The organism is Pseudomonas sp. DNDY-54 (genome assembly GCF_019880365.1).
Lineage (GTDB): Bacteria > Pseudomonadota > Gammaproteobacteria > Pseudomonadales > Pseudomonadaceae > Stutzerimonas > Stutzerimonas stutzeri_P.
In genome coordinates, this window is the sequence record NZ_CP082271.1 from 1,675,441 (window position 1) to 1,701,757 (window position 26,317).

The 26,317-nt window shown below is 62.3% G+C and carries 22 protein-coding genes and 1 pseudogene; 18 read left to right on the top strand and 5 right to left on the bottom strand.

The annotated features are described in order from the left end of the window. Nucleotides 1-30: 30 nt before the first annotated feature. Nucleotides 31-1,998: a bifunctional tRNA (5-methylaminomethyl-2-thiouridine)(34)-methyltransferase MnmD/FAD-dependent 5-carboxymethylaminomethyl-2-thiouridine(34) oxidoreductase MnmC gene (gene mnmC / locus K4O48_RS07930; protein WP_222911479.1), complete on the bottom strand. Its 1,968-nt coding sequence runs from the start codon at nucleotides 1,996-1,998 to the stop codon at nucleotides 31-33. 184 nt (nucleotides 1,999-2,182) lie between these two features. On the opposite strand from mnmC, the gene pap reads away from it, so the two are divergent. Both pap and K4O48_RS07940 read left to right on the top strand, forming a co-directional pair. Then, a complete protein-coding gene (gene pap / locus K4O48_RS07935) occupies nucleotides 2,183-3,664 on the top strand; it encodes a polyphosphate:AMP phosphotransferase (RefSeq protein ID WP_222911480.1) in 1,482 nt (493 codons plus the stop codon). Nucleotides 3,665-3,804: 140 nt separating this feature from the next. Then, a complete protein-coding gene (locus tag K4O48_RS07940) occupies nucleotides 3,805-4,989 on the top strand; it encodes a thiolase family protein (RefSeq protein ID WP_222911481.1) in 1,185 nt (394 codons plus the stop codon). A 445-nt stretch (nucleotides 4,990-5,434) separates the two neighbouring features. Here the strand turns inward: K4O48_RS07940 and K4O48_RS07945 are convergent, their stop codons facing one another. Then, the gene (locus tag K4O48_RS07945) at nucleotides 5,435-6,826 is read right to left on the bottom strand and encodes a class II fumarate hydratase (RefSeq protein WP_222911482.1); all 1,392 of its coding nucleotides are present in this window, start codon (nucleotides 6,824-6,826) and stop codon (nucleotides 5,435-5,437) included. A gap of 148 nt (nucleotides 6,827-6,974) precedes the next feature. Between K4O48_RS07945 and K4O48_RS07950 the strand changes: the two genes are divergently transcribed. From K4O48_RS07950 to K4O48_RS07980, 8 genes and pseudogenes are all read left to right on the top strand, one after another. Then, complete coding sequence (locus K4O48_RS07950) at nucleotides 6,975-7,484, top strand: DUF2059 domain-containing protein (RefSeq protein ID WP_222911483.1); 510 nt, start codon at nucleotides 6,975-6,977, stop codon at nucleotides 7,482-7,484. Nucleotides 7,485-7,496: 12 nt separating this feature from the next. Next, nucleotides 7,497-7,796, top strand: a complete 300-nt coding sequence (locus tag K4O48_RS07955; protein WP_222911484.1) for a BolA family transcriptional regulator — start codon at nucleotides 7,497-7,499, stop codon at nucleotides 7,794-7,796. 134 nt (nucleotides 7,797-7,930) lie between these two features. After that, a complete protein-coding gene (locus K4O48_RS07960; protein ID WP_222911485.1) occupies nucleotides 7,931-8,866 on the top strand; it encodes a rhodanese-related sulfurtransferase in 936 nt (311 codons plus the stop codon). 61 nt (nucleotides 8,867-8,927) lie between these two features. Then, complete coding sequence (locus K4O48_RS07965; protein WP_222911486.1) at nucleotides 8,928-9,560, top strand: DsbA family protein; 633 nt, start codon at nucleotides 8,928-8,930, stop codon at nucleotides 9,558-9,560. Beyond that, nucleotides 9,553-11,334 (top strand): ABC transporter ATP-binding protein, encoded by a 1,782-nt coding sequence (locus K4O48_RS07970; protein WP_222912035.1) that lies wholly within the window; start codon nucleotides 9,553-9,555, stop codon nucleotides 11,332-11,334. Before K4O48_RS07965 ends, K4O48_RS07970 begins: the two co-directional genes overlap by 8 nt. 1,111 nt (nucleotides 11,335-12,445) lie before the next feature. Next, a pseudogene (locus tag K4O48_RS20690) lies at nucleotides 12,446-12,529 on the top strand (hypothetical protein); the annotation flags it as partial. 201 nt (nucleotides 12,530-12,730) lie between these two features. Next, nucleotides 12,731-13,435 carry a methyl-accepting chemotaxis protein gene (locus tag K4O48_RS20695; protein ID WP_409518944.1) on the top strand — a complete coding sequence of 235 codons (705 nt, stop codon included), beginning with the start codon at nucleotides 12,731-12,733 and terminating at the stop codon, nucleotides 13,433-13,435. Between the two features lie 169 nt (nucleotides 13,436-13,604). Next, entirely contained in the window at nucleotides 13,605-14,921 is a 1,317-nt protein-coding gene (locus K4O48_RS07980; RefSeq protein ID WP_222911488.1) for an APC family permease, read from the top strand. Here K4O48_RS07980 and K4O48_RS07985 read toward each other — a convergent pair whose 3' ends face one another. Next, a complete protein-coding gene (locus tag K4O48_RS07985; protein WP_222911489.1) occupies nucleotides 14,922-15,962 on the bottom strand; it encodes a metal-dependent hydrolase in 1,041 nt (346 codons plus the stop codon). A gap of 136 nt (nucleotides 15,963-16,098) precedes the next feature. Here K4O48_RS07985 and arfB point away from each other — a divergent pair, with 136 nt between their 5' ends. Further along, nucleotides 16,099-16,512: an alternative ribosome rescue aminoacyl-tRNA hydrolase ArfB gene (arfB, locus tag K4O48_RS07990; RefSeq protein WP_222911490.1), complete on the top strand. Its 414-nt coding sequence runs from the start codon at nucleotides 16,099-16,101 to the stop codon at nucleotides 16,510-16,512. Between the two features lie 103 nt (nucleotides 16,513-16,615). Here the strand turns inward: arfB and K4O48_RS07995 are convergent, their stop codons facing one another. Together K4O48_RS07995 and K4O48_RS08000 are read right to left on the bottom strand one after the other, a co-directional pair. After that, on the bottom strand, nucleotides 16,616-17,923 hold the full coding sequence (locus K4O48_RS07995) for an MFS transporter (RefSeq protein ID WP_222911491.1): 1,308 nt from the start codon (nucleotides 17,921-17,923) through the stop codon (nucleotides 16,616-16,618). Nucleotides 17,924-18,210: 287 nt separating this feature from the next. Beyond that, the gene (locus K4O48_RS08000; RefSeq protein ID WP_222911492.1) at nucleotides 18,211-19,101 is read right to left on the bottom strand and encodes a LysR family transcriptional regulator; all 891 of its coding nucleotides are present in this window, start codon (nucleotides 19,099-19,101) and stop codon (nucleotides 18,211-18,213) included. A gap of 125 nt (nucleotides 19,102-19,226) precedes the next feature. Here K4O48_RS08000 and K4O48_RS08005 point away from each other — a divergent pair, with 125 nt between their 5' ends. The 7 genes from K4O48_RS08005 (at nucleotide 19,227) to K4O48_RS08035 (ending at nucleotide 26,294) form a co-directional block, all read left to right on the top strand. Further along, on the top strand, nucleotides 19,227-20,048 hold the full coding sequence (locus K4O48_RS08005; protein ID WP_222911493.1) for a MaoC family dehydratase N-terminal domain-containing protein: 822 nt from the start codon (nucleotides 19,227-19,229) through the stop codon (nucleotides 20,046-20,048). A 205-nt stretch (nucleotides 20,049-20,253) separates the two neighbouring features. Beyond that, nucleotides 20,254-21,435: an acyl-CoA dehydrogenase family protein gene (locus K4O48_RS08010; protein WP_222911494.1), complete on the top strand. Its 1,182-nt coding sequence runs from the start codon at nucleotides 20,254-20,256 to the stop codon at nucleotides 21,433-21,435. A 147-nt stretch (nucleotides 21,436-21,582) separates the two neighbouring features. Continuing rightward, nucleotides 21,583-21,987 carry a VOC family protein gene (locus K4O48_RS08015; protein WP_222911495.1) on the top strand — a complete coding sequence of 135 codons (405 nt, stop codon included), beginning with the start codon at nucleotides 21,583-21,585 and terminating at the stop codon, nucleotides 21,985-21,987. Next, nucleotides 21,984-23,336, top strand: coding sequence for an MmgE/PrpD family protein (locus tag K4O48_RS08020; protein ID WP_222911496.1), 1,353 nt, complete (start codon nucleotides 21,984-21,986; stop codon nucleotides 23,334-23,336). Before K4O48_RS08015 ends, K4O48_RS08020 begins: the two co-directional genes overlap by 4 nt. Nucleotides 23,337-23,850: 514 nt before the next feature. Next, on the top strand, nucleotides 23,851-24,021 hold the full coding sequence (locus K4O48_RS08025) for a hypothetical protein (RefSeq protein ID WP_222911497.1): 171 nt from the start codon (nucleotides 23,851-23,853) through the stop codon (nucleotides 24,019-24,021). A 118-nt stretch (nucleotides 24,022-24,139) separates the two neighbouring features. Beyond that, entirely contained in the window at nucleotides 24,140-25,345 is a 1,206-nt protein-coding gene (locus K4O48_RS08030; protein ID WP_222911498.1) for a CaiB/BaiF CoA transferase family protein, read from the top strand. A gap of 121 nt (nucleotides 25,346-25,466) precedes the next feature. Further along, on the top strand, nucleotides 25,467-26,294 hold the full coding sequence (locus tag K4O48_RS08035) for an HpcH/HpaI aldolase/citrate lyase family protein (RefSeq protein ID WP_222911499.1): 828 nt from the start codon (nucleotides 25,467-25,469) through the stop codon (nucleotides 26,292-26,294). The last annotated feature ends 23 nt before the right edge of the window (nucleotides 26,295-26,317 follow it).

Consider the following 26,317-nt stretch of genomic DNA (forward strand, 5'->3'; position numbering starts at 1 on the left):
CAACCGGTCGGGCGGCGTGCGAGCAACGATTCAATCCTCCCGACGGATGAGCTTGCGCAGCAGGAAGCGGTTCGGGTGACAGGCCTCGGCGAGCGCGCGAGGCAGCGGGAGCGGCTCATCCTCGATCCAGGAGGCCAGCAGCTCGCCCGCCAGTGGTGCCGTGACCATGCCGCGCGAGCCGTGTGCGGTATTGACGTATAAGCCGTCCAGCCACGGGCAAGGGGTTTCCGGCACCTGGCGCGCGTCTTTTGCCAGTACGGCGTAGGCGGTAGCGAACTGCGCAGGATCAGCCAGAGGGCCAACGATCGGCAGGTAGTCTGGACTCGTGCAGCGGTACGCGACTCGACCGAGCAATGCTTCGGTGCTGCCCGGGCTAAGCCGTTGGTACAAATCTGCCGACATCTCTTCGAGCATCTCCAGATTGGAGCGATGCTCTGCGTCGCTCGGGCCTGGGTCAGCCTCGGCGAAATTGAAGCTGGCGCCCAGCGTATGCAGGCCGTCACGTGGCGGCGCGACATAGCCTTTGGCGCACAGTACGGTACGCAATGCGCGGCTCTGCTCGGTGGCGGGCAGGCCGGTGATCTGTCCGCGGATACGTTTGAGCGGCAGCCAGGCACTTTGGCTGAATCGTGCCGTGTCGGCTGCGCCCGCCATCACCACCACAGGCGCCTCCGCGAGAATTTCCCCGTCCTGCAATGCCTGCCAGCAGCCGTCGATGCGGCGTAGCTCGACCGGCTGGCGGTGCGGAATCAGCTTGATTGCAGGATGCTCGATCATCCAGCGGCACAGCGCCGGCGGGTGTGCCCATCCCGCGTCGGGAAAGAACAGGCCGCCATGATCCAGCGCTACACCGGCTAATTGTTCGGCCTCCGCGCGCTCCACAGCGCGCAGAAGGCTCGGCGGGAACGCATCGGAAAGCGCAGCTTGTCGGGCGGCTTCCTTGTCATCGTAGGCGATCTGCAGGACCCCGCAGGCCTCCCAATCGGTGCCACGCTGGAGACTGGACAGCAGGCGGCGCGTGTATCCGAAACTGCTGACTACCAATTGCGAAAGCGCCGTCCCGTGTGCCGATAGCTTCAGGTACAGCACGCCTTGTGGGTTGCCAGACCCTTCTGGGGCAATATCACTGTGTCGCTCCAGAACGGTGACCTGCCAGCCACGGGCGGCCAGGCTTCGTGCGCTGGCGCAGCCGGCCAGGCCCGCGCCGATGATTATCGCCTTGCGCTGTGCAGGTTTGAAGGCTGGTCGCGCGTACCACGGCGTGTCGGCCGACGCGGCGACTCCGAGAAAGCGGCCGTGTGAGCTCTCCCATTTTTTCCCGAAGCCAGGAATCCGCTTGATTTCAAAGCCGGCTTCCTTGAGTGCACGCCGTACGCCGCCGGCACTGGTAAACGTTGCCAGTGTCGTACCGGCTGCGGACAACCGCGCCAGTTGATTGAATAGCTCAGGCTGCCACATGTCGGGGTTCTTGGGCGGGGCGAAGCCGTCCAGAAACCAGGCGTCGACCCGCGCGTCCAGGCTGCTCAGGCATTCGTGTGCATCGCCTACCAGCAGCGTGAGCACTACCCTGCCGAAGTGAAACTGCTGATACCCGGGGTTGACCGCGACGTACTGGTCCATCAGCTGATGTGCCTGAGCCTGAAGCTCGGGCCACAGCGCCAAAGCGCGCTGCAGATCGCCAGGGCTGAGTGGATGCTTCTCCACACTGACAAAGCTCAGGCGCGTGCCCGCTGGCGCGGTACGCTCGAATAAGGCCCAGGCGCACAGAAAATTCAGCCCCGTGCCGAACCCGGTTTCGCCAATAACAAACCGCTCGCCCGCGCGTAGCGCAGCAAAACGCTCAGCGAGTCGGTTTGGTTGCAGAAACACGTGCGTGGTTTCGGCCATTCCCGATACACGGGAGAAATAGACGTCGCCGTACAAGCGGGAAAGCGGCTGCCCCGTCTCATCCCAATCGAGCTCGGCGTGCTGGAAACCGGTGGTGAGGTCTGGAGGCATCGGACGCGTCCTGGGTACACATGTGTGAAATGGCGCGATTCTAGCAGCGCGGGGAAACCTGTTGCGGACACGCTTTGTCGCATCGATATGCAGGCGAATCGACGCAGGTGGCCCAACCATGCTAGGCGCCTTGGCCATGACGGCCTGCTAGGGTTGCTGCAGCCACCTCTTTCTGGAGAACACGATGTTCGAATCCGCTGAAATCGGCCACACCATCGACAAGGCGACCTATAACGCCGAGGTTCCTGTCCTGCGCGAAGCGCTGCTGGAAGCGCAGTACCGGCTACGTGAGCAGGCGCGCTTTCCGGTGCTGATCTTGATCAACGGTATCGAGGGGGCAGGCAAGGGCGAGACCATTAAGCTGCTCAGCGAATGGATGGACCCGCGGTTGATCCGTGTCGACAGTTTCGACGTTCCCACCGACGAGGAACTGTCCCATCCACCCGCGTGGCGATATTGGCGACGGCTACCACCGAAAGGGCAGACCGGCATTTTCTTTGGAAACTGGTACAGCAAACTGCTCGAAGACCGCGTGCACGGTCGAATCAAGAAATCCGAGCTGGAGCTGGGCATCGACCGCGCGCAGCGCCTGGAGCGCATGCTCTGCAAGGAAGGGGTGCTGATCTTCAAGTTCTGGTTCCACCTGTCCAAGCAAGGAATGATGCAGCGCCTGGATTCGCTGAAAGACGACCCGCTGCACAGCTGGCGCATCAGTCCGCTGGACTGGCAGCAATCGAAGACCTATGACCGTTTCGTGAAGCATGGCGAGCTGATTCTGCGCCGTAGCAGCCGAGACTTCGCGCCCTGGTACGTCATTGAGGGAAGCGATGAACGCTATCGCAGCCTCACGGCGGGCCGGTTGTTACTGGAAGGGCTCAACGCTGCCTTGGATGCGGCTGATCAGCAACGCGTAACGCCCCATGCGGCTACGGTCGAGCTGGACACTGACGGCATGAGCCTGCTCGGCAGCCTCGACCTGGATCAAAAGCTCGACAAGGAAACATACAAAGATCAGCTGGTGCAGGAGCAGGCGCGTCTGTCTCAGCTTTTACGGGATCACCGGCTGCGCAAGCGTGGCGTGTTGGCGCTGTTCGAAGGCCACGATGCCGCTGGCAAGGGCAGCGCCATTCGCCGCGTCACCGGTGCGCTGGATCCGCGTCTGTATCGGACGATACAGATCGCCGCGCCCAGCGAGGACGAGCTGGCCCAGCCCTGGCTGTGGCGCTTCTGGCGCAATGTTCCGGCGCGGGGAGAATTCACCATCTTTGACCGGTCTTGGTACGGCCGGGTGCTGGTCGAGCGGGTCGAAGGCTTTTGTACGCCGGATGAATGGCTGCGCGCCTATACCGAGATCAACGACTTCGAGGAGCAGCTGGTGGAAGCCGGTGTGGTGGTGGTCAAGTTCTGGCTGTCGATCGACAAGAAGACGCAGCTGGAGCGGTTCAAGGAGCGTGAGGACACACCGCATAAGCGCTTCAAGATCACCGAAGAAGACTGGCGCAACCGGGAAAAGTGGGATGAATACGGCCTTGCGGTGGCGGACATGGTTGACCGCACCAGCACGGAGATCGCGCCGTGGACGTTGGTGGAGGCCAACGACAAGCGGTTCGCACGGATCAAGGTACTGCGTACGCTGAATGATGCGCTGGAAGCCGCTATCAGTTGAGCACGCGCGTATGACGAACGATGGCCGGCCATATCCCTGCTGAATGGTCGTCGCCTTCTGCGAATGGCTGGAACTATGCTCGGGCCATCGTCAATAGGCCGGTCGCCGTGTCGGGACCGCCCAACCATTCGAGGTATGCCATGCGTGAAGTAGTGATCGTCGACAGCGTACGGACCGGCCTGGCCAAGTCCTTCCGCGGCAAGTTCAACATGACCCGTCCGGATGACATGGCGGCTCATTGTGTCAACGCGCTGCTGGCCCGCAACAATCTGGACCCCAAACTGGTCGAGGATTGCATCGTTGGTGCAGGCTCCAACGAAGGCGCGCAGGGCTACAACATTGGCCGCAACGTGGCGGTGCTCTCCAACCTGGGCATTCAATGCGCGGGTATGACACTCAATCGCTTCTGCTCGTCTGGCCTGCAATCCATTGCCATTGCGGCCAACCAGATCGCCTCCGGCTGCAGCGATATCATCGTCGCCGGTGGAGTCGAATCCATCACCATGACCGCCAAGAGCAAGAACACCGACAACCTGTTCAACCCCATCCTGCAGGAGCGCGTACCGGGCCTTTATCACAGCATGGGCCAGACTGCCGAGATGGTCGCGCGTCGCTACAACGTGACCCGTGAACAGCAGGACATCTATTCGCTGCAAAGCCAGCAACGCACCGCCCGAGCGCAGGCCGAAGGGCTGTTCCAGGACGAAATCGTGCCGATGAACGTCCGTTATTTCACTGAAGACAAGAACACCGGCGAGCGCACCGAGCATGAGGGCGTAGTCGATCGTGACGATTGCAATCGCCCGGATACCACCCTGGAAAGCCTGTCGGGTCTAAAGCCGGTGTTTGCGGATGATGGTTCCGTCACCGCCGGCAATGCGTCGCAGCTGTCAGACGGCGCTTCGATGACGCTGGTGATGAGCCTGGACAAGGCGCTGGAGTTGGGCCTGAAGCCGCGTGCCTTTTTTCGCGGTTTCACCGTGGCCGGTTGCGAGCCGGAAGAAATGGGTATCGGCCCGGTCTTCTCGGTGCCGCGTCTGCTCAAGGCTAAGGGGCTCCAGGTCAGCGACATCGACCTGTGGGAACTCAACGAAGCCTTTGCTTCGCAATGCCTGTATTGCCGCGACACATTGGAAATCGACAACGAAAAATTCAACGTCAACGGCGGCTCTATCTCCATCGGCCACCCGTTTGGCATGACCGGTTCGCGTACCGCCGGCCACCTGATTCGCGAGCTGCAGCGTCGCAACTTGCGTTACGGGGTTGTGACCATGTGCGTCGGCGGGGGCATGGGCGCTTCGGGGCTGTTCGAAGCAGTGCGTTAACCAGTCGTCGCAGGAACGGTTATGAACCCGCGCCAGATGGCGCGGGTTTTTTATGCCTGACCTTTAGTGGGTCGCTCGTGGGATGGGCTTCAGCCCGCACCAGATGCTTCGCCATCCTCGCTGAGTCTGGCGCCAAGTCAGCGATGCAATGGGGGGTGAGGTCGCGACGTTTACCAGCAAGTGAATGGGTTGCCCTGCGGTGAGGTTCCCGGTGGGCTGAAGCCCACCCTACGCGCTCGCCGCCCGGACCACTCAAACCTCTCACCACCGTAGGGTGGGCTTCAGCCCACCAGTTCAGCCCACCAGTTCAGCCCACCAGTTCAGCCCACCAGTTCAGCCCACCAGTTCAGCCCACCAGTTCAACAGCAAGTTCAGCGCAAGCAGGGCAGGTAGCCTTCGCACGCGGCCGGGGCCCGATCCGGCGCCCAACTACCGCCCGGACCACTCAGCTGCGGCTGGATTCCAGCATGGTTTCCGGTCGCACCCACTGATCGAACTCTTCGTCGGTGAGATAGCCGAGCGCCAACGCCGCTTCCCGCAACGTGGAGCCTTCGCCATACGCCTTCTTGGCGATCTCGGCAGCCTTGTCGTACCCAATGTGCGGATTCAGGGCGGTTACCAGCATCAGGCCGCGCTCGAGGTGCTCGGCCATGCGTCCGGCATCCGGCTCCAGCCCGACGATGCAGTGCGTATTGAAGTTGCGGCAACCATCCGCGAGAAGTCGGATCGACTCGAGCATGTTGTGCACGATCACTGGTTTGAATACGTTCAGCTGCAGGTGGCCCTGGCTGGCGGCGAAACTCACCGTGACGTCGTTGCCCATCACCTGACAGGCGAGCATCGAGAGCGCCTCGCACTGGGTCGGGTTGACCTTGCCCGGCATGATCGAACTGCCCGGTTCGTTGGCAGGCAAGCGCACCTCGGCAAAACCACCGCGTGGCCCCGAACCTAGGAGACGCAAGTCGTTGGCGATCTTCATCAACGCCGTGGCCAGCGTTTTTAGCGCGCCGGAGAGCGCAACCAGCGGTTCATGTCCCGACAATGCTGCAAACTTGTTCGGCGCCGAGACGAAGGGCAGGCCTGACAGCGCTGCCAGCTCGGCGGCAATCGCTTCGGCAAATCCGTGGGGCGCGTTGAGTCCGGTGCCCACTGCCGTCCCACCCTGGGCGAGTTCGAGGACCGCGGGCAGGGTGTGACGAATCGCCTGCTCGGCGATATCCAGTTGCGCGACGAAGGCCGACAATTCCTGGCCAAAGGTAACGGGGGTGGCGTCCATCATGTGGGTGCGCCCCGTCTTGACCAGTTGGCCATGGCGCGCGGCTTTCTCGGCGATGCCGCCGGACAACTCGGCAATGGCCGGCAGCAGGTCGTCGTAGATGGCGCGGGCGATGGCGATGTGCATGGCTGTTGGGAAGCAGTCGTTCGAACTCTGTGCGCGGTTCACGTGATCGTTGGGGTGAACAGGCGTCTTGCCGCCGCGCGTGCCTCCGGCCAGTTCGTTGGCGCGGCCAGCGATCACTTCGTTGACATTCATGTTGCTCTGGGTGCCGCTGCCGGTCTGCCAGACCACCAGCGGAAACTGGTCGTCATGCTGCCCGTGGAGAACCTCATCGGCGGCTTGTTCGATCAGTCGCGCGATATCCGGCGGCAGATCACCAATGCGGTCGTTGACCCGAGCTGCGGCTTTTTTGATCAAGGCCAGCGCATGGCAAACGGCAAGCGGCATGCGTTGATCGCCGATGGCGAAATTGCTCAACGAGCGCTGGGTCTGCGCTCCCCAATACGCCTGTTCCGGCACTTCCACTGGGCCCAGGCTGTCGGTTTCGGTGCGTGTCATGCCGTGCTCCATTGATGAGGTCTTCCTGTTAGGTCGCCGGCTGGCGACACTGGTTCAATCAGCAGTTTGGCTCTTCCTTGAGCGATTGGAACTCCGCGCGCAGAATGTGTCCATTGAGGCTCATCTCTCGTTCGGCAAGGATCACCTTATGCACATTCTCAACTCCTTCGGCGTGTGTGGGGCGCTGTCACTGGCGCTGCTCGCCGGCCATGCCAGCGCGGACAGTGCCGGCCATGAGGCTCAGGCCGAGCGTTTTCTCGAGCTGGTTAACGCCGACCGTATCTCGGTGCCGGTCTATGCCCAGGTTCAGCAGATGTTTGCCCAGCGCTTTGAGCAGACTCAGGCACCGGAAAGCAAGCGGGGCCTGTTGGAGAGCTATCAGTCCAAGGCCGATGCCGCGCTCGATAAGGCCATCGGCTGGGAGCAGGTCAAACCCGATCTCGTGGCGCTGTACACCGAAACTTTCAACGAATCGGAGCTCACGCGGCTCAATGAATTCTACGAATCCGCGCTGGGCAAAAAGATGCTCACCCAGCTGCCGCAGCTCAACGCCCGCTCGGCGCAGGTGACACAAGCCAAGCTGGAAAGCGCTGTGCCTCAAGTGAACAAACTACTGGCTGATATGACAGCCGAACTCGACACGCAGAAGAAGCCCTGATGGAGCAGACGGATGTCCAAACTCGATTTGATTGAACAGGCACTGCGAAGCGCCCTGCAACCTCAACACCTGCAGGTCTTGGATGAAAGCCACATGCACAGCCGCGGGCAGGAAACTCACTACAAAGCCGTGATCGTCAGCGAGCAATTCGGTGGTCTGAACGCCGTCAAGCGCCATCAGAAGGCCTACGCCGCGATGGGCGATTTGATGCAGCAGGTTCACGCCCTCGCATTGCACACTTACACGCCGGAAGAATGGGCTGAGCAGGGCGTTGCGCCCGCTTCACCGGTCTGTGCCGGAGGGCACAAATAACAAGCTGCCAGGCGGCTTGAGGCCTGGTCAGGATTTGTTGCTAGAATGCGCGCCGCGCCGGCTCACGCCGGCGTTGTCGTTTTCGCATTCCCGGTCCGCCCCTTGCGCGGGTGACCACTGGAGAGACTATCTGCATGACCCAGAAAATCGTCGTCGCGGCGCTGTACAAGTTCGTCTCCTTGCCGGACTACGTCGCGTTGCGTGAGCCCCTGCTCGAAACCCTCAATGCCAACGGCATAAAAGGCACGCTGCTGCTGGCTGAAGAAGGCATCAATGGCACGGTATCCGGCAGCCGGGCCGGAATTGACGCGCTGCTCGCCTGGTTTGGCACCGATGCGCGCCTGGCCGACATCGATCACAAGGAATCCTACTGCGACGAGCAGCCGTTCTACCGCACCAAGGTCAAGCTGAAGAAGGAGATCGTCACGCTCGGTGTGCCCGGCGTCGATCCTAATCAGCGCGTCGGCACCTACGTCGATCCGAAAGATTGGAATGCGCTTATCGGAGACCCGGAAGTGCTGTTGATCGACACACGCAATGACTACGAAGTGGCCATCGGTACCTTTGAAGGCGCAGTCGATCCGAAGACGAAATCCTTCCGCGAGTTTCCCGAGTACATCAAAGCTCACTATGACCCGGCCAAGCACAAGAAAGTCGCGATGTTCTGCACCGGTGGTATCCGTTGCGAGAAGGCGTCCAGTTTCATGCTCGGCGAAGGCTTTGAAGAGGTGTATCACCTCAAGGGCGGCATCCTCAAATACCTGGAAGAGGTCTCGCAGGAAGAAACACGCTGGCGCGGCGACTGCTTCGTTTTCGACAACCGTGTGACGGTGCGGCATGACCTCACCGAAGGCGACTTCGACCAGTGCCACGCGTGTCGCACGCCGATCTCGCTGGAGGACCGCCAATCGGAGCACTACGCTCCAGGCATCAGCTGCCCACATTGCTGGGATAACCTCAGCGAGAAAACGCGTCACAGTGCGCGCGAGCGGCAGAAGCAGATTGAACTCGCACTCAAGCGCAACCAGCCGCACCCCATTGGCTACAACTACCGCAAGCAGGGCGCATAGCCAAACGACCTAGCCGTGAACGTACGCAGCCCACGCGTCACCTGACATAACCGGAGCCCCGATGAGCACCCGACTGATCTACGTGATGGACCCGATGTGCTCATGGTGCTGGGGCTTTGCCCCGGTCGTGCAGGCATTGAGCGAGCAGGCGCAGGCGCGCGGGGTGGGTACAGATCTGGTGGTCGGGGGTTTGCGTCAGGAGCGAATCGCGATGGATCAGGCCGCTCGCGAGCGCACGGCTTCGTACTGGCATGCGGTGCACGAAGCAAGCGGGCAACCCTTCAACTTCGCCGCCGGTCTGCCCGAGGGGTTGGTCTATGACACGGAGCCCGCCTGCCGGTCACTGGTCGCGGCGCGCGGTCTGGACACGACGGTTGCCTGGAAACTCGCAGCGCTTATTCAGCGGGCGTTTTACGTCGAAGGGCGTGACGTCACGCTGCCGTCCGTACTCGTTGAGCTGGCAGAGGCGGCGGGCCTTCAGCCGAAGGCGTTCGCCGACCGTTTCGATTCTCAGGCCGTACGTGACACCACCGCTGCGGATTTTGAGTGGGCCCGCAATCTGGGCATCGCGGGCTTTCCCACTCTGATGGCCGAGCACGACGGGCAGCTCGCTCTGTTAACCAACGGCTATCAGCCACTCGACGTGCTCTCGCCGCTGCTGGACCGCTGGTTGGATCACAATGTCGATGCCTGACCAGCTCAGTTGGGCCGAGATTCGTCGCCTGGCGCTGCATCATCGTAAAGCGCTGATTCTGGCGAATCTTGTGGCGGTGCTGGCGACGCTTTGCAGCGTACCGATCCCCTTGTTGTTGCCGCTTCTCGTCGATGAAGTGTTGCTGGGGCAAGGCGATACGGCGTTGCAGGTGATGGACAGGTTTTTGCCGGTGGGCTGGCAGACGGCGATCGGCTATATCGGGTTGATGCTGTGCGTCACGTTGCTGTTGCGGGCCTCCGCGTTGGTGTTCAACGTCTTGCAGGCGCGGCTTTTCGCCCGGCTGTCCAAGGATCTGGTTTACCGCATCCGTGTGCGTCTCATCGAACGCCTCAAGCGTATTGCCTTGAGCGAGTACGAAAGCCTCGGCGGCGGCACGGTTGCCGCGCATCTGGTCACTGATCTGGAGACCATCGACAAATTCATCGGCGAGACCCTCAGCCGGCTGCTGGTGGCGCTGCTATCCATTGCCGGCACGGCGGCAATCCTGCTCTGGATGCATTGGCAGCTTGCGCTGCTGATCCTGCTGTTCAACCCGCTGGTGATTTACGCCACGGTGCAGTTGGGCAAACGCGTCAAGCACCTGAAGAAACTGGAGAACGACAGCACCTCGCTATTCACCCAGGCGCTCACAGAAACCCTGGATGCCATTCAGGAAGTACGTGCCGGCAACCGACAAGGTTTCTTCCTTGGTCGCCTTGGTCTGCGTGCCCGCGAAGTGCGGGATTACGCCGTGGCGTCGCAATGGAAGACCGATGCATCCAATCGTGCCAGTGGTCTGCTGTTTCAGTTTGGCATCGACATCTTCCGTGCCGCAGCAATGCTTACCGTGCTGTTCTCCGACCTGTCCATCGGGCAGATGCTCGCGGTGTTCAGCTATCTGTGGTTCATGATCGGCCCGGTTGAGCAGTTGCTGAATCTGCAGTACGCGTTCTACGCGGCAGGCGGTGCGCTAACGCGGATCAACCAGTTGCTGGCACGCGCCGACGAGCCGCAGTACGCCGGTGGTGAGGACCCTTTTTTGGGCCGCGATACGGTCGACATTGAGGTTCAGGGGCTGTGCTTTTCCTATCAGGATGAGCCGGTGCTGGAAGGTCTGGATCTGTCCATCGCGGCGGGTGAGAAGGTCGCCATCGTCGGTGCCAGCGGCGGTGGTAAAAGCACGCTCGTACAGCTGTTGCTGGGGCTGTATCAACCCCAAGCCGGGCATATCCGGTTCGCCGGGGTCGCGGTGCAGGACATCGGCCTGGCGACGGTTCGCGATAACGTTGCGGTCGTGCTGCAGCATCCGGCGTTGTTCAACGATACGGTGCGCGCCAACCTGCTGATGGGCCGAGAGCGAGATGACCAGGCGTGCTGGCATGCCCTGGAAATTGCGCAGTTGGCGGACACGATTCGGCAGCTTCCTGCCGGGTTGGACAGCATTGTTGGGCGATCGGGCGTGCGCTTATCCGGTGGCCAGCGACAGCGGCTGGCTGTGGCCCGGATGGTGCTGGCAGAGCCAAAAGTCGTGATTCTCGACGAGGCAACCTCGGCGCTGGATGCGGCCACCGAGTACGCGCTGCATCAAGGGCTCAATCGTTTCCTGCAGGGTCGGACAACGCTGATCATCGCGCACCGCCTGTCGGCCGTTAAGCAGGCTGACCGGGTGCTGGTGTTCGATGGTGGACGCATTGCAGAACAGGGCGATCACCAACAGCTGATTGCGGACGGCGGGCTCTACGCCAAGCTTTACGGCCATTTGCAGCAACATTGAAGCCGCGTCAGTCTGCGTTTATGCAGAGTACACGCCATTCTTCGCTTCAGTTGCTGGCAAATGGCCGGTATACCCTGATTAAATAGCTTCGCTTTCGCACTCAACTTTGGTCGACACCGGCCGACTCCAAGACGTGCGCATACTTTCTAGGATTCCCATGCTGTCTTTATTCGCCAACCTATCCGTGGGCAAGAAGCTATTGCTTGGCTTTGCCATGGTGCTCTTGCTGACCTTGGCCGTTGCCGCCACAGGCTTTGTTGCCGTCGATTCGATTCTGGCCCGGTCGGCTCAAACGACCCAGCTGGCAGCCATCAACGCGGCCGTTCTTGAAGCGCGCGGCTTGGAACGTGACTTCGCGCTGACTCGCAGTGATGCGTCGGCCTCAGCACTGCGCGCCACGCTGGCCAAGCTCAATCAGGAGCTGGATGACCTCTCCGAGATCTCGGATGCCAAAGAACAGGTGGCGCTGCAGCAAATTCGTAGCGATGCCGCCGAGTATGCGCGGCAATTTACTGACTACGGTTTGTTGATCAGTAATGGCCTCGAACTGCGCAAACACATGAACGAAGCGGCGCAGAAAAGCCGCGAGGAGTTCGAGTACATCGAGCTGGATATGTACGACGCCGTTCGCGTGCTGCGTCTGGAAGGGGACCATCTCAAAGGCAGTGACCCCCTGACCATTGCGGAGGCGGCGTCCGGCCTGACCAAGCGCATCCTCGACCTGCGCACCTTCGAAAGCGTATTCATCGGCAACAACGCTCAGGAGGCAATCGATGGTTGGAAAGACGCATACAACGACGTCACCACGATCGGTAGCAGCCTGAAGACCTGGCTTAACGACGAACAGAAAACCACCATGGACGGCGCGCTTGCTGCGCTCGCCGCCTACGAGCAGGCCTTTACCGATTTTCGTGCCAATCGCGCGCAACGAGTCGCTCTGGAGAGCGCGATGGTGAGCCAGGCGGAGCGCGTGCTGAATACCGCTAACCAAGCGCTGACTGTCGCCAACCAGGCAATGCAGGCGCAGAGCAGCAACGCCAACTGGCTGCTTGGGGCGATTACCGGCCTTGCCGTGATCCTGGGGCTGGTCGCTGCGACCGCCATTTCTCGCATGATCGTCGTGCCGCTGCGTTATACCGTCGAGCTGGCTCAGCGTGTGTCAGATGGCGACCTGACGCGGTCCGAGACGGTTACGCGCAGGGATGAGCTTGGCCAGCTGCAGCAGGCGATGTACGGCATGACCGACAGCTTACGTACGCTGATCGGGCGCATCGGTGGCAGCGTCAGTCAAATTGCTACCGCTGCCGAGCAACTGTCCGCCGTCACCGCGCAGACAAGCTCCGGCGTACAGAAACAACGAGAAGAGACGGATCAGGTCGCGACTGCCATGCATCAGATGGCGGCGACAGTGCAGGAAGTGGCGCACAACGCGGAGCAGGCGTCGCTGGCAGCGCGTCAGGCGGACCAGCAAGCCCGTCAAGGCGACCTGGTAGTCCAGGAGGCCATCGGCCAGATCGGCAGCCTGTCTGGCGAAGTCGAGCAGTCGGCTCACGCCATCGAAGAGCTGAACACCGAAAGCGGCCGCATCGGTAGCGTGCTCGAGGTGATTCGCGCGGTTGCCGAGCAAACCAATCTGTTGGCCCTGAATGCTGCGATCGAAGCCGCTCGCGCCGGCGAACAGGGCCGCGGCTTCGCCGTGGTGGCTGATGAGGTCCGCGCATTGGCGCGCCGTACCCATGACTCCACTGAAGAGATCGAAGGCCTGATCGGTAACTTGCAGCGCGTCGCTCAGAAAGCGGTTGAGCAGATGCAGACCAGCCGCGATCTGACTCAGCGCACGGTCGACCTGGCCAGTGAAGCCGGCATTGCGCTCGGCCGTATCACAGAGTCGGTCTCGACCATCGAGCAGATGAACCAGCAAATTGCGGCGTCGGCCGAAGAGCAAAGCGCGGTAGCGGAAAATATTTCCGAGAGCGTGACCCGGGTACGCGATATCGGCGAACAGAGCGCCAGCGGCAGCGAGCAAACCGCCAGCGCCAGTGCCGAACTGGCGCGTCTGGGCGTTGAGTTGCAGGGGCTGGTGGCTCGTTTCCGCACCTGAGTGACCCTTCCGCGACAGCGAAGCCCCGGCCCACGCCGGGGCTTTGTCGTTTGGGTCGCTGAACTCCGTCGAGGCTTCGGCTCTCTAGACAGTAACGCGGCGCCGCCGCACGCTTCGGAGTGACCCGATTGAACGCCCATTCCAGCTCCGTCCCAGGGGCACGCCATTTATGAAAGCGAGCGCATTCTCGAACGGGGAGTCTCGCTTACGACGAGCCATCAGCGGCCCCGCACTTTTCCTGTTTATCCTCGGTGACGTGCTGGGCGCTGGCGTCTATGCACTGGTCGGCAAGATTGCAGGCGAGGCGGGCGGGGCGGTCTGGGTGCCTTTGCTGGTCGCGTTGGGCTTTGCGATGCTGACCGCGGCGTCCTACGCCGAGCTGGTCACGAAATATCCCAAGGCGGGCGGCGCAGCGGTGTTCACCGAGCGCGCATTCGGTAAACCCCTGCTGTCCTTTCTGGTGGGCTTTTGCATGTTGGCGGCGGGGGTGACCAGCGCGGCCGGCCTCTCGCTCGCGTTTGGCGGCGATTACCTGGGTGCCTTCATCGACACCCCGGCCGTGCCTACTGCTCTGGTATTCCTGGCTATCGTTGCGTTGCTTAACGCGCGCGGCATCAGGGAGTCGTTGGGTGCCAACGCGGTGATGACCGTCATCGAAGTGTCGGGCCTGCTGTTCGTGGTGGTGCTGGCGGCCCGCTTTCTCTTGAGCGGGCAAGGCGAGCCGTCGCGAGTGCTCGAATTTGCCCCGGACGTGTCGCCTGCCATTGCCGTGTTGGGTGCGGCATTGATCGCGTTCTACTCGTTTGTCGGCTTCGAGGTTTCGGCGAACGTGGCCGAAGAGGTCAAGGACGTTCGGCGCAACTATCCTCGGGCGTTATTCGGTGCGTTACTTGTGGCAGGTTTGGTTTATGTGGGCGTTGGGGTCGCCGCAACAGCCGTGCTTCCCCCGGCGATGTTGGTCGATTCATCAGCCCCCTTGCTGGATGTGGTCCGCGCCACTGGTTATGCCGTACCGGACTGGCTCTTCGCGGCTGTGGCGCTGGTGGCTGTCGCGAATGGCGCCCTGCTAACGATGATCATGTCCAGCCGCCTGGCCTATGGCATGGCCGATGAAGGGTTGATGCCATCCATACTGACGCGCGTGTTGCCGGAGCGCCGCACCCCCTGGCTGGCAATCGTGGTCACCACCTTGCTGGCCATGATTCTCACTGTGACGGGCACGCTCACAGCGCTCGCGGAAACGGTGGTCTTGCTGCTGTTGTTCGTGTTCATGAGTACCAACGTCGCGGTGTTGGTGCTGCGTAAGGACAACGTCGACGAGCCTCACTTTCGCACCCCGACGATCCTGCCGGTCCTGGCGATTCTGTCCTGCCTGTTGCTGCTATCCCAGCAAAGCGCCGGCACTTGGGTGCGTGCCGGCTTGTTGATGGCGCTCGGCGCCCTGCTTTACGGCCTCGGGCGCTGGCAGAAGTCGCGCAGCCGCTAATCAGCGTCGGTTCAGTTCAGCGGCCCATTCGGCCAATGGCAGGGCGGGTTGCTGGTTCCATATCCGCCGCCAGATCATTTCCAGCCGGCTGATGTCGCCGCGTTCCGCCGGCAACCGTGCGACATAGGGGATGAGTTTCCAGTCATCGCCGTTGCGTTCCGCGAGGGCGAAGCGGAACGGGTGAAAGCCGGTCATGCCGAGGCGCAAATCCGTCACCAGCAGCTGACCGTCGACCTCGTCATAACGCATCACGCCGTCAGTGAACCACTGAAGGCGCGCATGTTGTGGCGATGACTGGAGTGCGGCGGCGAGCCGTTCGTCGCGGTCTATACGCACCAAATCTGGCGGACCGTCGTCGAACCAGCTCACCAGCGCTTCGTAATAGTCGTCACCGTCGATGATGATGACTCGCCACAGCAGACTGTTGAATGGCGTTGGCGTGCTGAATACCCGGCTCGCCTGCACGCCTTGGTCGGCCATCGCTGTCTCCACACGCTGCTCAGCCATCTGCTTGCCGGTTAGCGTGAAGCCCAGATAGAGCGACGTCACGACCAATGCCAGCACAGGACCGCGAGGGCTGCGTCCCTTCGAACCCGATACTGCCACGGCCAGCACTGCCACCAGCAGAGGCACGCTGTACAACGGATCGATGATGAACACGCTCGACCACGCCACCGGCGGTGTGGTCAGGGGCCAGAAGAGCTGGGTGCCGTAGCTGGTAAACGCATCGAGCAACACATGGGTCGCCAGCACCAGCCAGATCGTCAAGAACAGTCGCGTACCCGTATAGTTCGGGTCCGGTCTGAATCGTCGAGCCAGCCACGTGAGCGCTATCGCCAGCAGGCTGAGCACAAACAGTGAATGACTGAATCCGCGGTGGTAGGTCATGTCAGCGACCGCGTCGCCATAGTCGATGATCACGTCGAGGTCCGGTAGCGTCCCCAGTACCGCTCCGTAAAGCAGCGCCTTGCGACCTTGCCATCGGCCAAGCAGCGACGCTTGTACCGTGGCGCCGAGAAGGGCTTGTGTTATCGAGTCCATGCACGAGTCCATCTGTTGCGAAGGCGCTACGTTAGCTGAACCGCGCAGGCATCAGCGGCTCGAAATCATATAAAAACATGTCGGCCCCGTGCCGCTTGTGGACAATGCTTTCTCCATTTCCGATCACGAAGGGCCGATGCTCGACATATCCAACAGCGTTCAGCTACCAGACAGCGAAATCGAACTGACCGCGATCCGCGCGCAGGGGGCGGGCGGACAGAACGTCAACAAGGTATCCAGCGCGTTGCACCTGCGCTTCGATATCAATGCCTCGTCGCTGCCCCTGTTTTACAAGGAGCGTCTGCTGGCGTTGCGTGACAGCCGCATCACCAGCGACGGCGTGATCGTCATCAAGGCGCAGCAATATCGCACGCAAGAGCAAAACCGCGCGGACGCGCTGGAGCGACTGGCAGAGCTGATCCGCAGCGTGGCAAAAATCGAGAAGGCGCGCCGGCCGACCCGGCCGACGCTGGGCTCGAAAAAACGCCGCCTTGATGGCAAGAATAAACGCGGTGCAATCAAGGCCGGGCGAGGCAAAGTGGACTTCTAGACGCTCGCCGATGAGTGCGAACCGTCACGGCACGGAAATATAAGGCGCGGTGCGGGGGTGGTTACGGGGCTGTTTTGCGACCGCCACTCCGAGGTAACAGGCGCTAGTGCGTACCCGTACGGGGTTCGACGATGGTTTCGTCGACTACATCGTCGGGGTCCGGTTCGGTGGCTTCCGTTTCCGTGGTCTCGCCTTCCGGGGTGTCTGGCATCAGCTCCAGCACGGTGTGGCTGGTACGCAGCATTGGCGTGAAGTGGCCGTGCGGCTCGGTCACCAGATCGAACACCCGGCGAGCGCGGTAGAAGGAATAAATGGCGAGAAACGCCAGTGTCACGGCGAAGAATACCGGCAAGGCCTTCGGCCCGAAAAAGCTCATCAGGCCACCGGCAACCACAGGTCCGAAGGCCGCGCCGAAACCGTTGGCGAGCAACAAACCGCTGGAGCCGGACAAGATTTCATCGGGGTGCAGTTGGTCGACCATCTGCGCCACGGCAATGGAGTAGATCGAAAAAGCCAGACCGCCCCAGATGAACATCATCCCCAACAGCAGCGGACCGGCTGTCAGCGGGGTGATCAGGCCGCCAATGATGGCGGCGATCGCCACCACCCAGAGCAACACGAGACGACGGTCATGCTTGTCTGAAAACAGCCCGATCGGCCATTGCAGGACGGCGCCGCCCAGGATGGTGATACTCATCAGCAGGCCGACGCCGGACGCATCGAAGCCGCTCTGGGAGGCATAGACCGGCGCCAATCCCCAGAACCCGCCGAGGGTCAACCCTGAAATCCCTGCGGCCATCAAGGGCAGGGGAGCGATACGAGCCAGCTGCAGGAGGTCGGTGGCCGGCATGTCAGGCTGCGCGGGCTGTGCCTGGCGGGTCAGCGTGATGGGCATCAGCGCGGCGCAGATCAGGATGGCCGCCAGCGCGAACAAGGTGAAATTCATCGGGCTATCGAGGCCAAGCAGTTGCTGAGCGGCCGCCAGTGAGCCGAGGTTGACCGCCATATAGATCGCGAACACCTGACCGCGCTTCTCGCCACTGACCTGGGCGTTAAGCCAGCTCTCGATGACCATGTACAGCGTGACCAAGGCGACGCCGTACATCACGCGCAACACCAGCCACACCCAGGGGTTGACGATCAGCACATGCAACAGCACCGCGATCGAAGCCAATGCAGCGTAAAACGCAAAAGTACGGATATGGCCGATTCGCCGAATCAGTGACGGGGCGAGCCACGTACCGACAAGGAAGCCGGCGAAGTAGCCGGACATCAGCAGGCCGATCAAGCCAGTGGAGTATCCCTCTTGGATGCCGCGCAGCGTCAGCAGCGTGTTCAGCAGTCCGTGGCCGAGCAGAAGAAATGCAACGCCACCCAGCAGCGAACCGATGGGGGCCAGTAACGACGTCATAACAAAACAACCCTGAGCAAGTTAATCCGTGAAGGCAGGCTGCTGATCATTGGCAGCGTACCGCTGTGTCGATAAGTGACTGAATCAAATCACTATCTGGTAAACGATGCATTGGCGTATGCAGCTTGGGCAGCATCTTTGGCCGAGGATTCAAAACGAAGCGGATTTTCAGCGAAATGCGTTTCAGCGATGCCAACGGCGTGAGGCGATCGTGCGCGCCCTTGAGTGGGTTTGGCGGTCTGGCTAGCAAGGGGCTGACCGTTTGTGTGCAAGCTTGGACCAAACTTTCAGTTTTGTCCCGGCCGAAGCGTCGCGATCAGTGCACGCACGCTACCGGGCAGCGCGTCCAGTTCGCGCACCAGAATGCTGCGCTCGCGTACCGCCCAGGGTTCGTCCAGTGCCACCAGCGCAAGCTGCATGGTGCGGCTGTGCCGCCTTGCCGCAGATTCAGGAATGATGCCGATGCCGACGCCAGCCTCGATCATCCGGCACACCGCTTCGAAGCTCGAGACCTGGATGCGCAGCGATAGCTGGCTGCCAAGCTTTTCTACCTGATCGCGCAGAAAGGTCAGCAGCGTACTGCCCTCATGCAGGCCGATGTGCTGGTAGGCCAGCGTCTGGCGCAGCGTGAGCTGTTGCTCGCCTGCCAGCGGATGGCCGATCGGCACGGCGAGCAACAGGCGGTCGGTGCTGAAGTGCAGGACCTGCAGTCCCTCGGCGCGCACCGGCCCGGCGATGATGCCCATGTCGGTGCTGCCGTCGAGCACGCCACGGACGATGTCGCGGCTCAGCCTTTCCTGCAGGTCAACGGTTACACCGGGGCGCTCGGCGAGAAAGCCCGCCAGCACTTCCGGCAGAAATTCGGTCACCGCGGTGGTGTTGGCGAAGATACGGATATGTCCGGCCGAATCGGTGCCGTATTCGGTGAACTCGCTCTTCAGGTAGTCGACCTGGCGCATGATCAGCCGTGCGTGCTGCAGCAACTTGTGGCCGGCCGGCGTCAGCTCGACGCCGCGGCTGTCGCGATACAGCAGGCGGCTGTCCAGCTGGCTTTCGAGCGCCTTGATGCGAGCGCTGGCTGCCGCTGGCGACAGGTGGGCGCGGCGTGCGCCCTGAGTCAGGCTGGGCGATTCGGCGATATGAATGAACAGACGCAGGTCGGCCAGATCGAAATGCATGCTTGATACCGGTGCTTGGAACGGCGTTCAGCTTATCCGAATGCCGGTGTCGGTAAATACAAATTCACGGAACGCCGCCTTCGTAGCATTCTCCAGCGAAACAAAGACAACGACCGGAAGCCGCAATGACCGATATCTCTGCCTGGATTGGCCGCCGCGAAGAAGTGCACGACCAGCTCAGCCGCAATCTGCTGATGCGCATCGCCGCGACCTTCGGTGAAAGCACTCCCGCCCATGGCGAGGCCTTGCCGCCGTTGTGGCAATGGTGCTTCTTTCAGGAGCCCATCGCCGAGAGCGGCCTGGGCGAAGACGGTCACCCGGCGCGCGGCGGCTTCCTGCCCCCGGCCGATAACCGCAACCGCATGTGGGCCGGAGGCCGGGTCGAGTTTCTTCGTCCGCTTGAGGCCGGTGGCGAGGCGCGCCGGGTATCCACCATCAAGCACATCGAAGAAAAACAAGGTCGCACCGGTGCGCTGCTGTTCGTCACTGTGCAGCACGACTACTTGCAGGACGGTCGTCTGGCCATCCGCGAAGAGCAGGACATCGTCTACCGTGAGCCCAGCCCGCCGAAAACCAGCAGCGGCGAACCCATGGTCGCCGGTGGCTGGCGCGAAGCGGTCACGCCGACGCCGACGCTGCTGTTCCGCTATTCCGCGGTCACCTTCAACGGCCATCGCATCCACTACGACTGGCCCTACGTCACCGAGACCGAGGGCTATGCCGGCCTGGTCGTTCACGGCCCGCTGATCGCCACGCTCAACCTGCGCGCCTTCTGCCGCGCCAATCCCGACGCCCGCCTGCGCCGCTTCGCCTACCGCGGCCTGCGCCCGCTGATCGCGCCGCAGCCGTTCGAGGTTGGCGGACGCATCGTCGCGCCAGGCAAGGCCGAACTCTGGGCTGGCGATCACAACGGCCTGGCGCAGAAGGCCGAAGTGGAATTCGACTGAGGTGTATGGCGGGACTCTGCCCCCTCACCCTAACCCTCTCCCCAAGGGGGCGAGGGGACTGGTCGGTGTCCGGTTTCTAGATTGGTGTACACGCGATGCCATCTGCCAAGGCATGACTTCCGACGTACACCGGATAGCTCCCTCGCCCCTCTGGGGAGAGGGCTGGGGTGAGGGGCGACCTCTCTAACAACGAGAACGTATCGAGATGACGACGAAGCACAACTACCAAGACGCCAGGCACGAAGAACTCAATTTCATCCGTGAAGGCGTGCGCGCCCTCTGTGCGGAGTTTCCCGCCGAATACTGGCGCAAGATCGACGAGGAAAAGGGCTTTCCCGAAGCCTTCGTCACGGCCATGACCGAAGCCGGCTGGTTGTCGGCGATGATTCCGGAGGAATACGGCGGCTCGGGTCTTGGTCTGGCTGAAGCATCGGTGATCCTTGAGGAAGTGAACCATTGCGGCGGCAATTCCGGTACCGTCCACGGGCAGATGTACAACATGTTCACCCTGCTCAGACACGGCAGCGAAGAACAGAAGCGCTACTACCTGCCGAAACTGGCCAGTGGCGAATTGCGCCTGCAATCCATGGGCGTCACCGAGCCGACCACCGGTACCGACACTACCAAGATCAAGACCACCGCCGTGCGCCAGGGCGACAAGTACGTCATCAACGGGCAGAAGGTTTGGATCTCGCGCATCCAGCATTCGGACCTGATGATCCTGCTGGCGCGCACCACGCCGCTGGCCGAGGTGACGAAGAAGTCCGAAGGCATGTCGATCTTCCTGGTCGATCTGCGTGAAGCCATCGGCAACGGCCTGACCGTGCAGCCGATCGCCAACATGGTCAACCACGAGACCAACGAGCTGTTCTTCGACAACATGGAGATTCCCGCCAGTAGCCTGATTGGCGAGGAGGGCAAGGGCTTTCGCTACATCCTCGACGGTCTGAATGCCGAGCGCACGCTGATCGCCGCCGAGTGCATCGGCGATGGCCGCTGGTTTGTCGAGAAGTCCGCCGCCTATGCCCGCGACCGCGTGGTGTTCGGCCGGCCCATCGGACAGAACCAGGGTGTGCAGTTCCCCATCGCCGAAGCGCATATCGAGATCGAGGCGGCGGACCTGATGCGCTGGCGTGCCTGCGAGGAATACGACGCCGGTCGCAACGCCGGGGCGGCGGCCAACATGGCCAAGTACCTGGCGGCCAAGGCCAGCTGGGAGGCCGCCAACGCCTGCCTGCAGACCCACGGCGGTTTCGGCTTCGCCAACGAATACGACGTCGAGCGCAAGTTCCGCGAGACCCGGCTGTACCAGGTGGCGCCGATCTCCACCAACCTGATCCTGTCGTACGTGGCCGAGCACTTGCTCGAGCTGCCGAGATCCTTTTAACGGGCAGCCGATGCAACGGCGAGGGTTCGGGCAAACGCGTGGAAAAGGCTTCGCTGTTTTTAACTCTACGACGGCAGGTTTGTAGGGAGGATGTCGCGAAGCACATCCACGTGCGCTTTGAGACGTCGGCGTCAATAGGAGGCACACATGCAAATCGATTACCTCGACCATCTGGTCCTCACCGTCGCCGACATCGAGACGACGGTGGACTTCTATACCCGCGTGCTCGGCATGCAGGTGGTGACCTTCGGCGAAGGGCGCAAGGCGCTGGCCTTCGGCAATCAGAAGATCAACTTGCACCAGGCCGGGCACGAGTTCGAACCCAAGGCTGAGCGGCCGACGCCGGGTTCGGCGGACCTCTGCTTTATCGTCGCCACACCGCTGGAGCAGGTTATCGCCTATCTCCAGGCGCAGCAGGTCGCCATCATCGAAGGCCCAGTGCAACGCACCGGCGCCACCGGCCCGATCCGCTCGGTGTATGTGCGCGACCCCGACCAGAACCTCATCGAACTGTCCAATCCGTTAGAGAATCCGCTGGAGCCCAACGTATGAGCCAGCACACCCGTGCCCTGACCGAATTCCTTGCCGGGCTTGCCTACGAGCAGATCCCGGAACCCGTGCTTGCCCGCACCGAGGATCTGTTTCTCGACTGGCTCGGCTCGGCCCTGGCCAGTGCCGGATCGCATCCGATTCCGCTGTTCGAGCGTTACGCGCAGAGGATGGGCCCAGCCGAGGGACCGGCACGCATTCTGGTGAACGGCAAGAGCAGCTCGGCCTATTTCGCTGCGCTGGTGAATGCCGCCAGTTCACATCTGGTGGAGCAGGATGATCTGCATAACAGCTCCGTGTTGCACCCGGCCACGGTGGTGTTCCCTGCCGCGCTGGCGGCGGCGCAGGATCTCGGCAAGTCCGGCCGCGAGCTGCTGGTGGCCTCGGTAGCCGGCTACGAGGCGGGCATCCGCATCGGCGAGTTCCTCGGCCGCTCGCATTACCGCATCTTTCACACCACGGCGACGGTCGGCACCCTGGCCGCCGCAGTGGCTGTCGGAAAGCTGATGAACTTCGACCAGCATCAGTTCACCCACCTGCTCGGGAGCGCCGGTACACAGTCCGCCGGACTGTGGGAGTTTCTTCGTGACGCAGCAGACTCCAAGCAGCTGCACACCGCCAAGGCGGCCGCTGATGGTCTGCTCGCCGCGTACCTGACCGCAGATGGCCTGACCGGCGCGCAGGACATCCTCGAAGGCGAGCAGGGCATGGCCGCCGGCATGTCCAGCGATGCCGATCCGGGCAAGCTGTCCGACCGGCTCGGTACCCGCTGGGCGCTAGCGGAAACCTCCTTCAAGTTCCACGCCTCCTGCCGGCACACTCATCCTGCCGCTGATGCACTGCTGGCGTTGATGCAGCGCGAAGGACTGAAGGCGGATGACATCGCCAGCGTCGTCACCCGCGTGCACCAGGGCGCCATCGACGTGCTCGGCCGAGTGACCGTGCCGCAGACGGTGCATCAGGCCAAGTTTTCCATGGGTACCGTGCTGGGCCTGATCGCGCTGTACGGCAAGGCCGGGCTGACTGAATTCCACAGCCATGCGCTCAGCAATCCGCGCGTGGGCGCATTTCGCGAGAAGGTGACGATGACCCTCGATCCTGAAGTCGACGGTGCCTACCCAGCGCGCTGGCTCGGTCGCGTCGAAGTGACCACCGCCGACGGCCGCACACTGCACGGCGCCATCGACGAGCCAAAGGGGGACCCAGGCAACACCCTGAGCCGCGCCGAGCTGGAAGACAAATTCCGCCGCCTGGTGCAGTTCTCCGCTGCGCGCAGCGATGACGAGGCGGGCGTGATGATCGACACGGTCTGGCGCCTGCGCGAGCTGCAGCAGCTGGACGCGCTGGCCTGAAACGTAGGGTGGATGACGGCGAAGCCTCATCCACCAGTACGGCGCCAGAGTCGCGGGACTTGAACAGACGCGTGGAAAAGGCGTTGCCGTTTTCCACCCTACGCCGGATTTGCAGGAACCGAACATGAATAAGGCCCAAGCCAAACCTCGCGCGCTCGATGGCATTGCGGTGGTCAGGTCGTAGGGTGGGCTTCAGCCCACCACTGATAAACAAGCGTCGGTGGGCTGAAGCCCACCCTACAAGAAGCTGAATCGTAGGGTGGATGACGGCGAAGCCTCATCCACCAGCACGGCGCCAGAGTCGCGGGACTTGAACAGACGCGTGGAAAAGGCGTTGCCGTTTTCCACCCTACGCCAGATTTGCAGGAACCGAACATGAATAAGACCCAAGCCAAACCTCGCGCGCTCGATGGCATCGCGGTGGTCAGGTCGCAGGGTGGGCTTCAGCCCACCACTGATAAACAAGCGTCGATGGGCTGAAGCCCACCCTACAAGAAGCGGAATCGTAGGGTGGATGACGGCGAAGCCTCATCCACCTGAACAGCCCGAGTCGCAAAGCCTTGAACAGACGCGTGGAAAAGGCGTTGCCGTTTTCCACCCTACGCCGGATTTGCAGGAACCGAACATGAACAAGATCCAAGCCAAACCTCGCGTGCTCGATGACATCGCGGTGGTCAGGTCGTAGGGTGGATGACGGCGAAGCCTCATCCACCAGAACAGCGTCAGAGTTGCAGGAACTTGAACAAACGCATGGGAAACGACATTGCCGCTCTCCACGCCACACCGAATGTGCAGGAATTGAGATGAACGACATGCAAGCCAAACCCCGTCCGCTCGACGGCATCACCGTGGTCAGCCTCGAGCACGCCATTGCCGCGCCGTTTTGCACGCGCCAGCTGGCGGATCTCGGCGCGCGGGTGATCAAGATCGAGCGCCCCGGCTCCGGTGATTTCGCCCGGGGTTATGACGAGCGTGTCGACGGCCTGGCCTCGCATTTCGTCTGGACCAATCGCTCCAAGGAAAGCCTGACCCTGGACGTGAAGCAGCAACGTGCCGGTGAGGTACTCGACCAGCTCTTGGGCAAGGCTGATGTTCTGGTGCAGAACCTGGCACCGGGCGCTGCGGCGCGCATGGGACTTTCCTTCGAGGCTCTGCACGCGCGCTTCCCGCGACTGATCGTCTGCGACATTTCGGGCTACGGCGAAGGCGGCCCCTACGAGCAAAAGAAGGCGTACGACCTGCTGATCCAGAGTGAAGGCGGCTTCCTGTCCGTGACCGGCGGGCCGGGTGAAACCGAGATGGCCAAAGCCGGTTGCTCCATTGCCGATATTGCCGCCGGCATGTACGCCTATACCGGCGTGCTCTCGGCGCTGATGCTGCGCGACAAGACCGGCGAGGGCAGTCGTGTCGACGTGTCCATGCTGGAAGCCCTCGTCGAGTGGATGGGCTACCCGATGTACTACGCGTATGAGGGTGCGCCGCCGCCACCTCGGGCCGGGGCTGCCCACGCCACCATCTATCCCTACGGACCGTTTCCCACAGGCGGTGGTGGCACAGTCATGCTAGGCCTGCAGAACGAGCGCGAGTGGCTGCTGTTTTGCGAGAACGTGCTCTTCCAGCCTGCGTTGGCCAGCGATGAACGCTTCTGCAGCAACTCGCAGCGGTCGGAAAACCGCGAGGCACTGCGCGCGATTATCGTCGACACCTTCGCCAGCCTGAGCGCTGACGACGTTATCGAACGCTTGGACGCAGCCACCATCGCCAACGCCCACGTCAATGACATGGCCGGCGTCTGGGGGCATCCACAACTGAAGACGCGCCAGCGTTGGAGCGAGGTCGGCAGCCCTGCCGGACAGCTGCCGGCACTGCTGCCGCCAGGGCGCAACAGCGCTTTTGCGCCGCGTATGGATCCCATCCCCGCGCTCGGTCAGCACACCGATGCGCTGTTGACGGAGCTGGGATACGGGGCCGCCGACATCCAGCGTCTGCACGAACAGGGTGCGGTGTGATCCGCCAGAACGTATCGCAACGCCGCTCCCGCCATATAGGAGCCAGCTTGCTGGCGATCCGGCGCCGCTGTTCGCGAACAAAGTCGCTCCGGCATGAGCCAACAGACATGAAGGTAAAGCCATGAATTCACACATTGTCCGCACGGCGCTCTTCGTCCCGGCGACCCGCCCCGAGCGGTTCCCCAAGGCGCTGGCCTCAGGGGCCGACGCGGTGATCATCGATCTCGAGGATGCCGTTGCCGAGAATTTGAAGGCCGAAGCCCGTGGGCATCTCGACGCCTTTCTCGGGGCGAACCCGGAGGCCGAGATTTTGGTGCGAATCAACGCGTCGGGGCATAGCGAACAGGCTAAGGATCTTGAACTTTGCGCAGCCCGTCCGGGCGTAATAGGCGTGCTCCTGCCCAAGGCTGAAAGCGCGGAGCAGGTGCAGGCCGTAGCCGCCATTGGCAAGCCGGTCTGGCCGATCATCGAGAGCGCCCGTGGCTTGGTTCATCTGGCGGAAATCGCCCATGCCGATGGCGTCGAACGGCTGTCATTCGGGGCCCTGGACCTCGGTCTGGATCTGGGGCTTGCCAGCGGCACCGCGGCGGCCGAGCGCATTCTCGACCAGGCGCGCTACGGATTGCTGTTGCAGTCACGGCTGGCAGGCCTCGCGCTGCCGCTGGACACTGTATTCCCCGATATCAAGAACTTGCACGGCCTTGCCCAGACTGTTGCCGACGCCCGCGACATGGGTTTCGGCGGCTTGCTGTGTATCCACCCCAGCCAGGTCGCTGGGGTGCATGAAACGCTGATGCCCAGCGCTGACGAGCTGGCCTGGGCGCAACGCGTCCGCGATGCCGGCGCGTCCGGCGAAGGGGTCTTCGTGGTGGACGGACAGATGATCGATGCCCCCGTCATCGGTCGCGCCCGTCGCCTGCTGCAACGTGCCGGGCAATCGGTGCCCTGACCGCAACGCTTGCCCGCGAAACG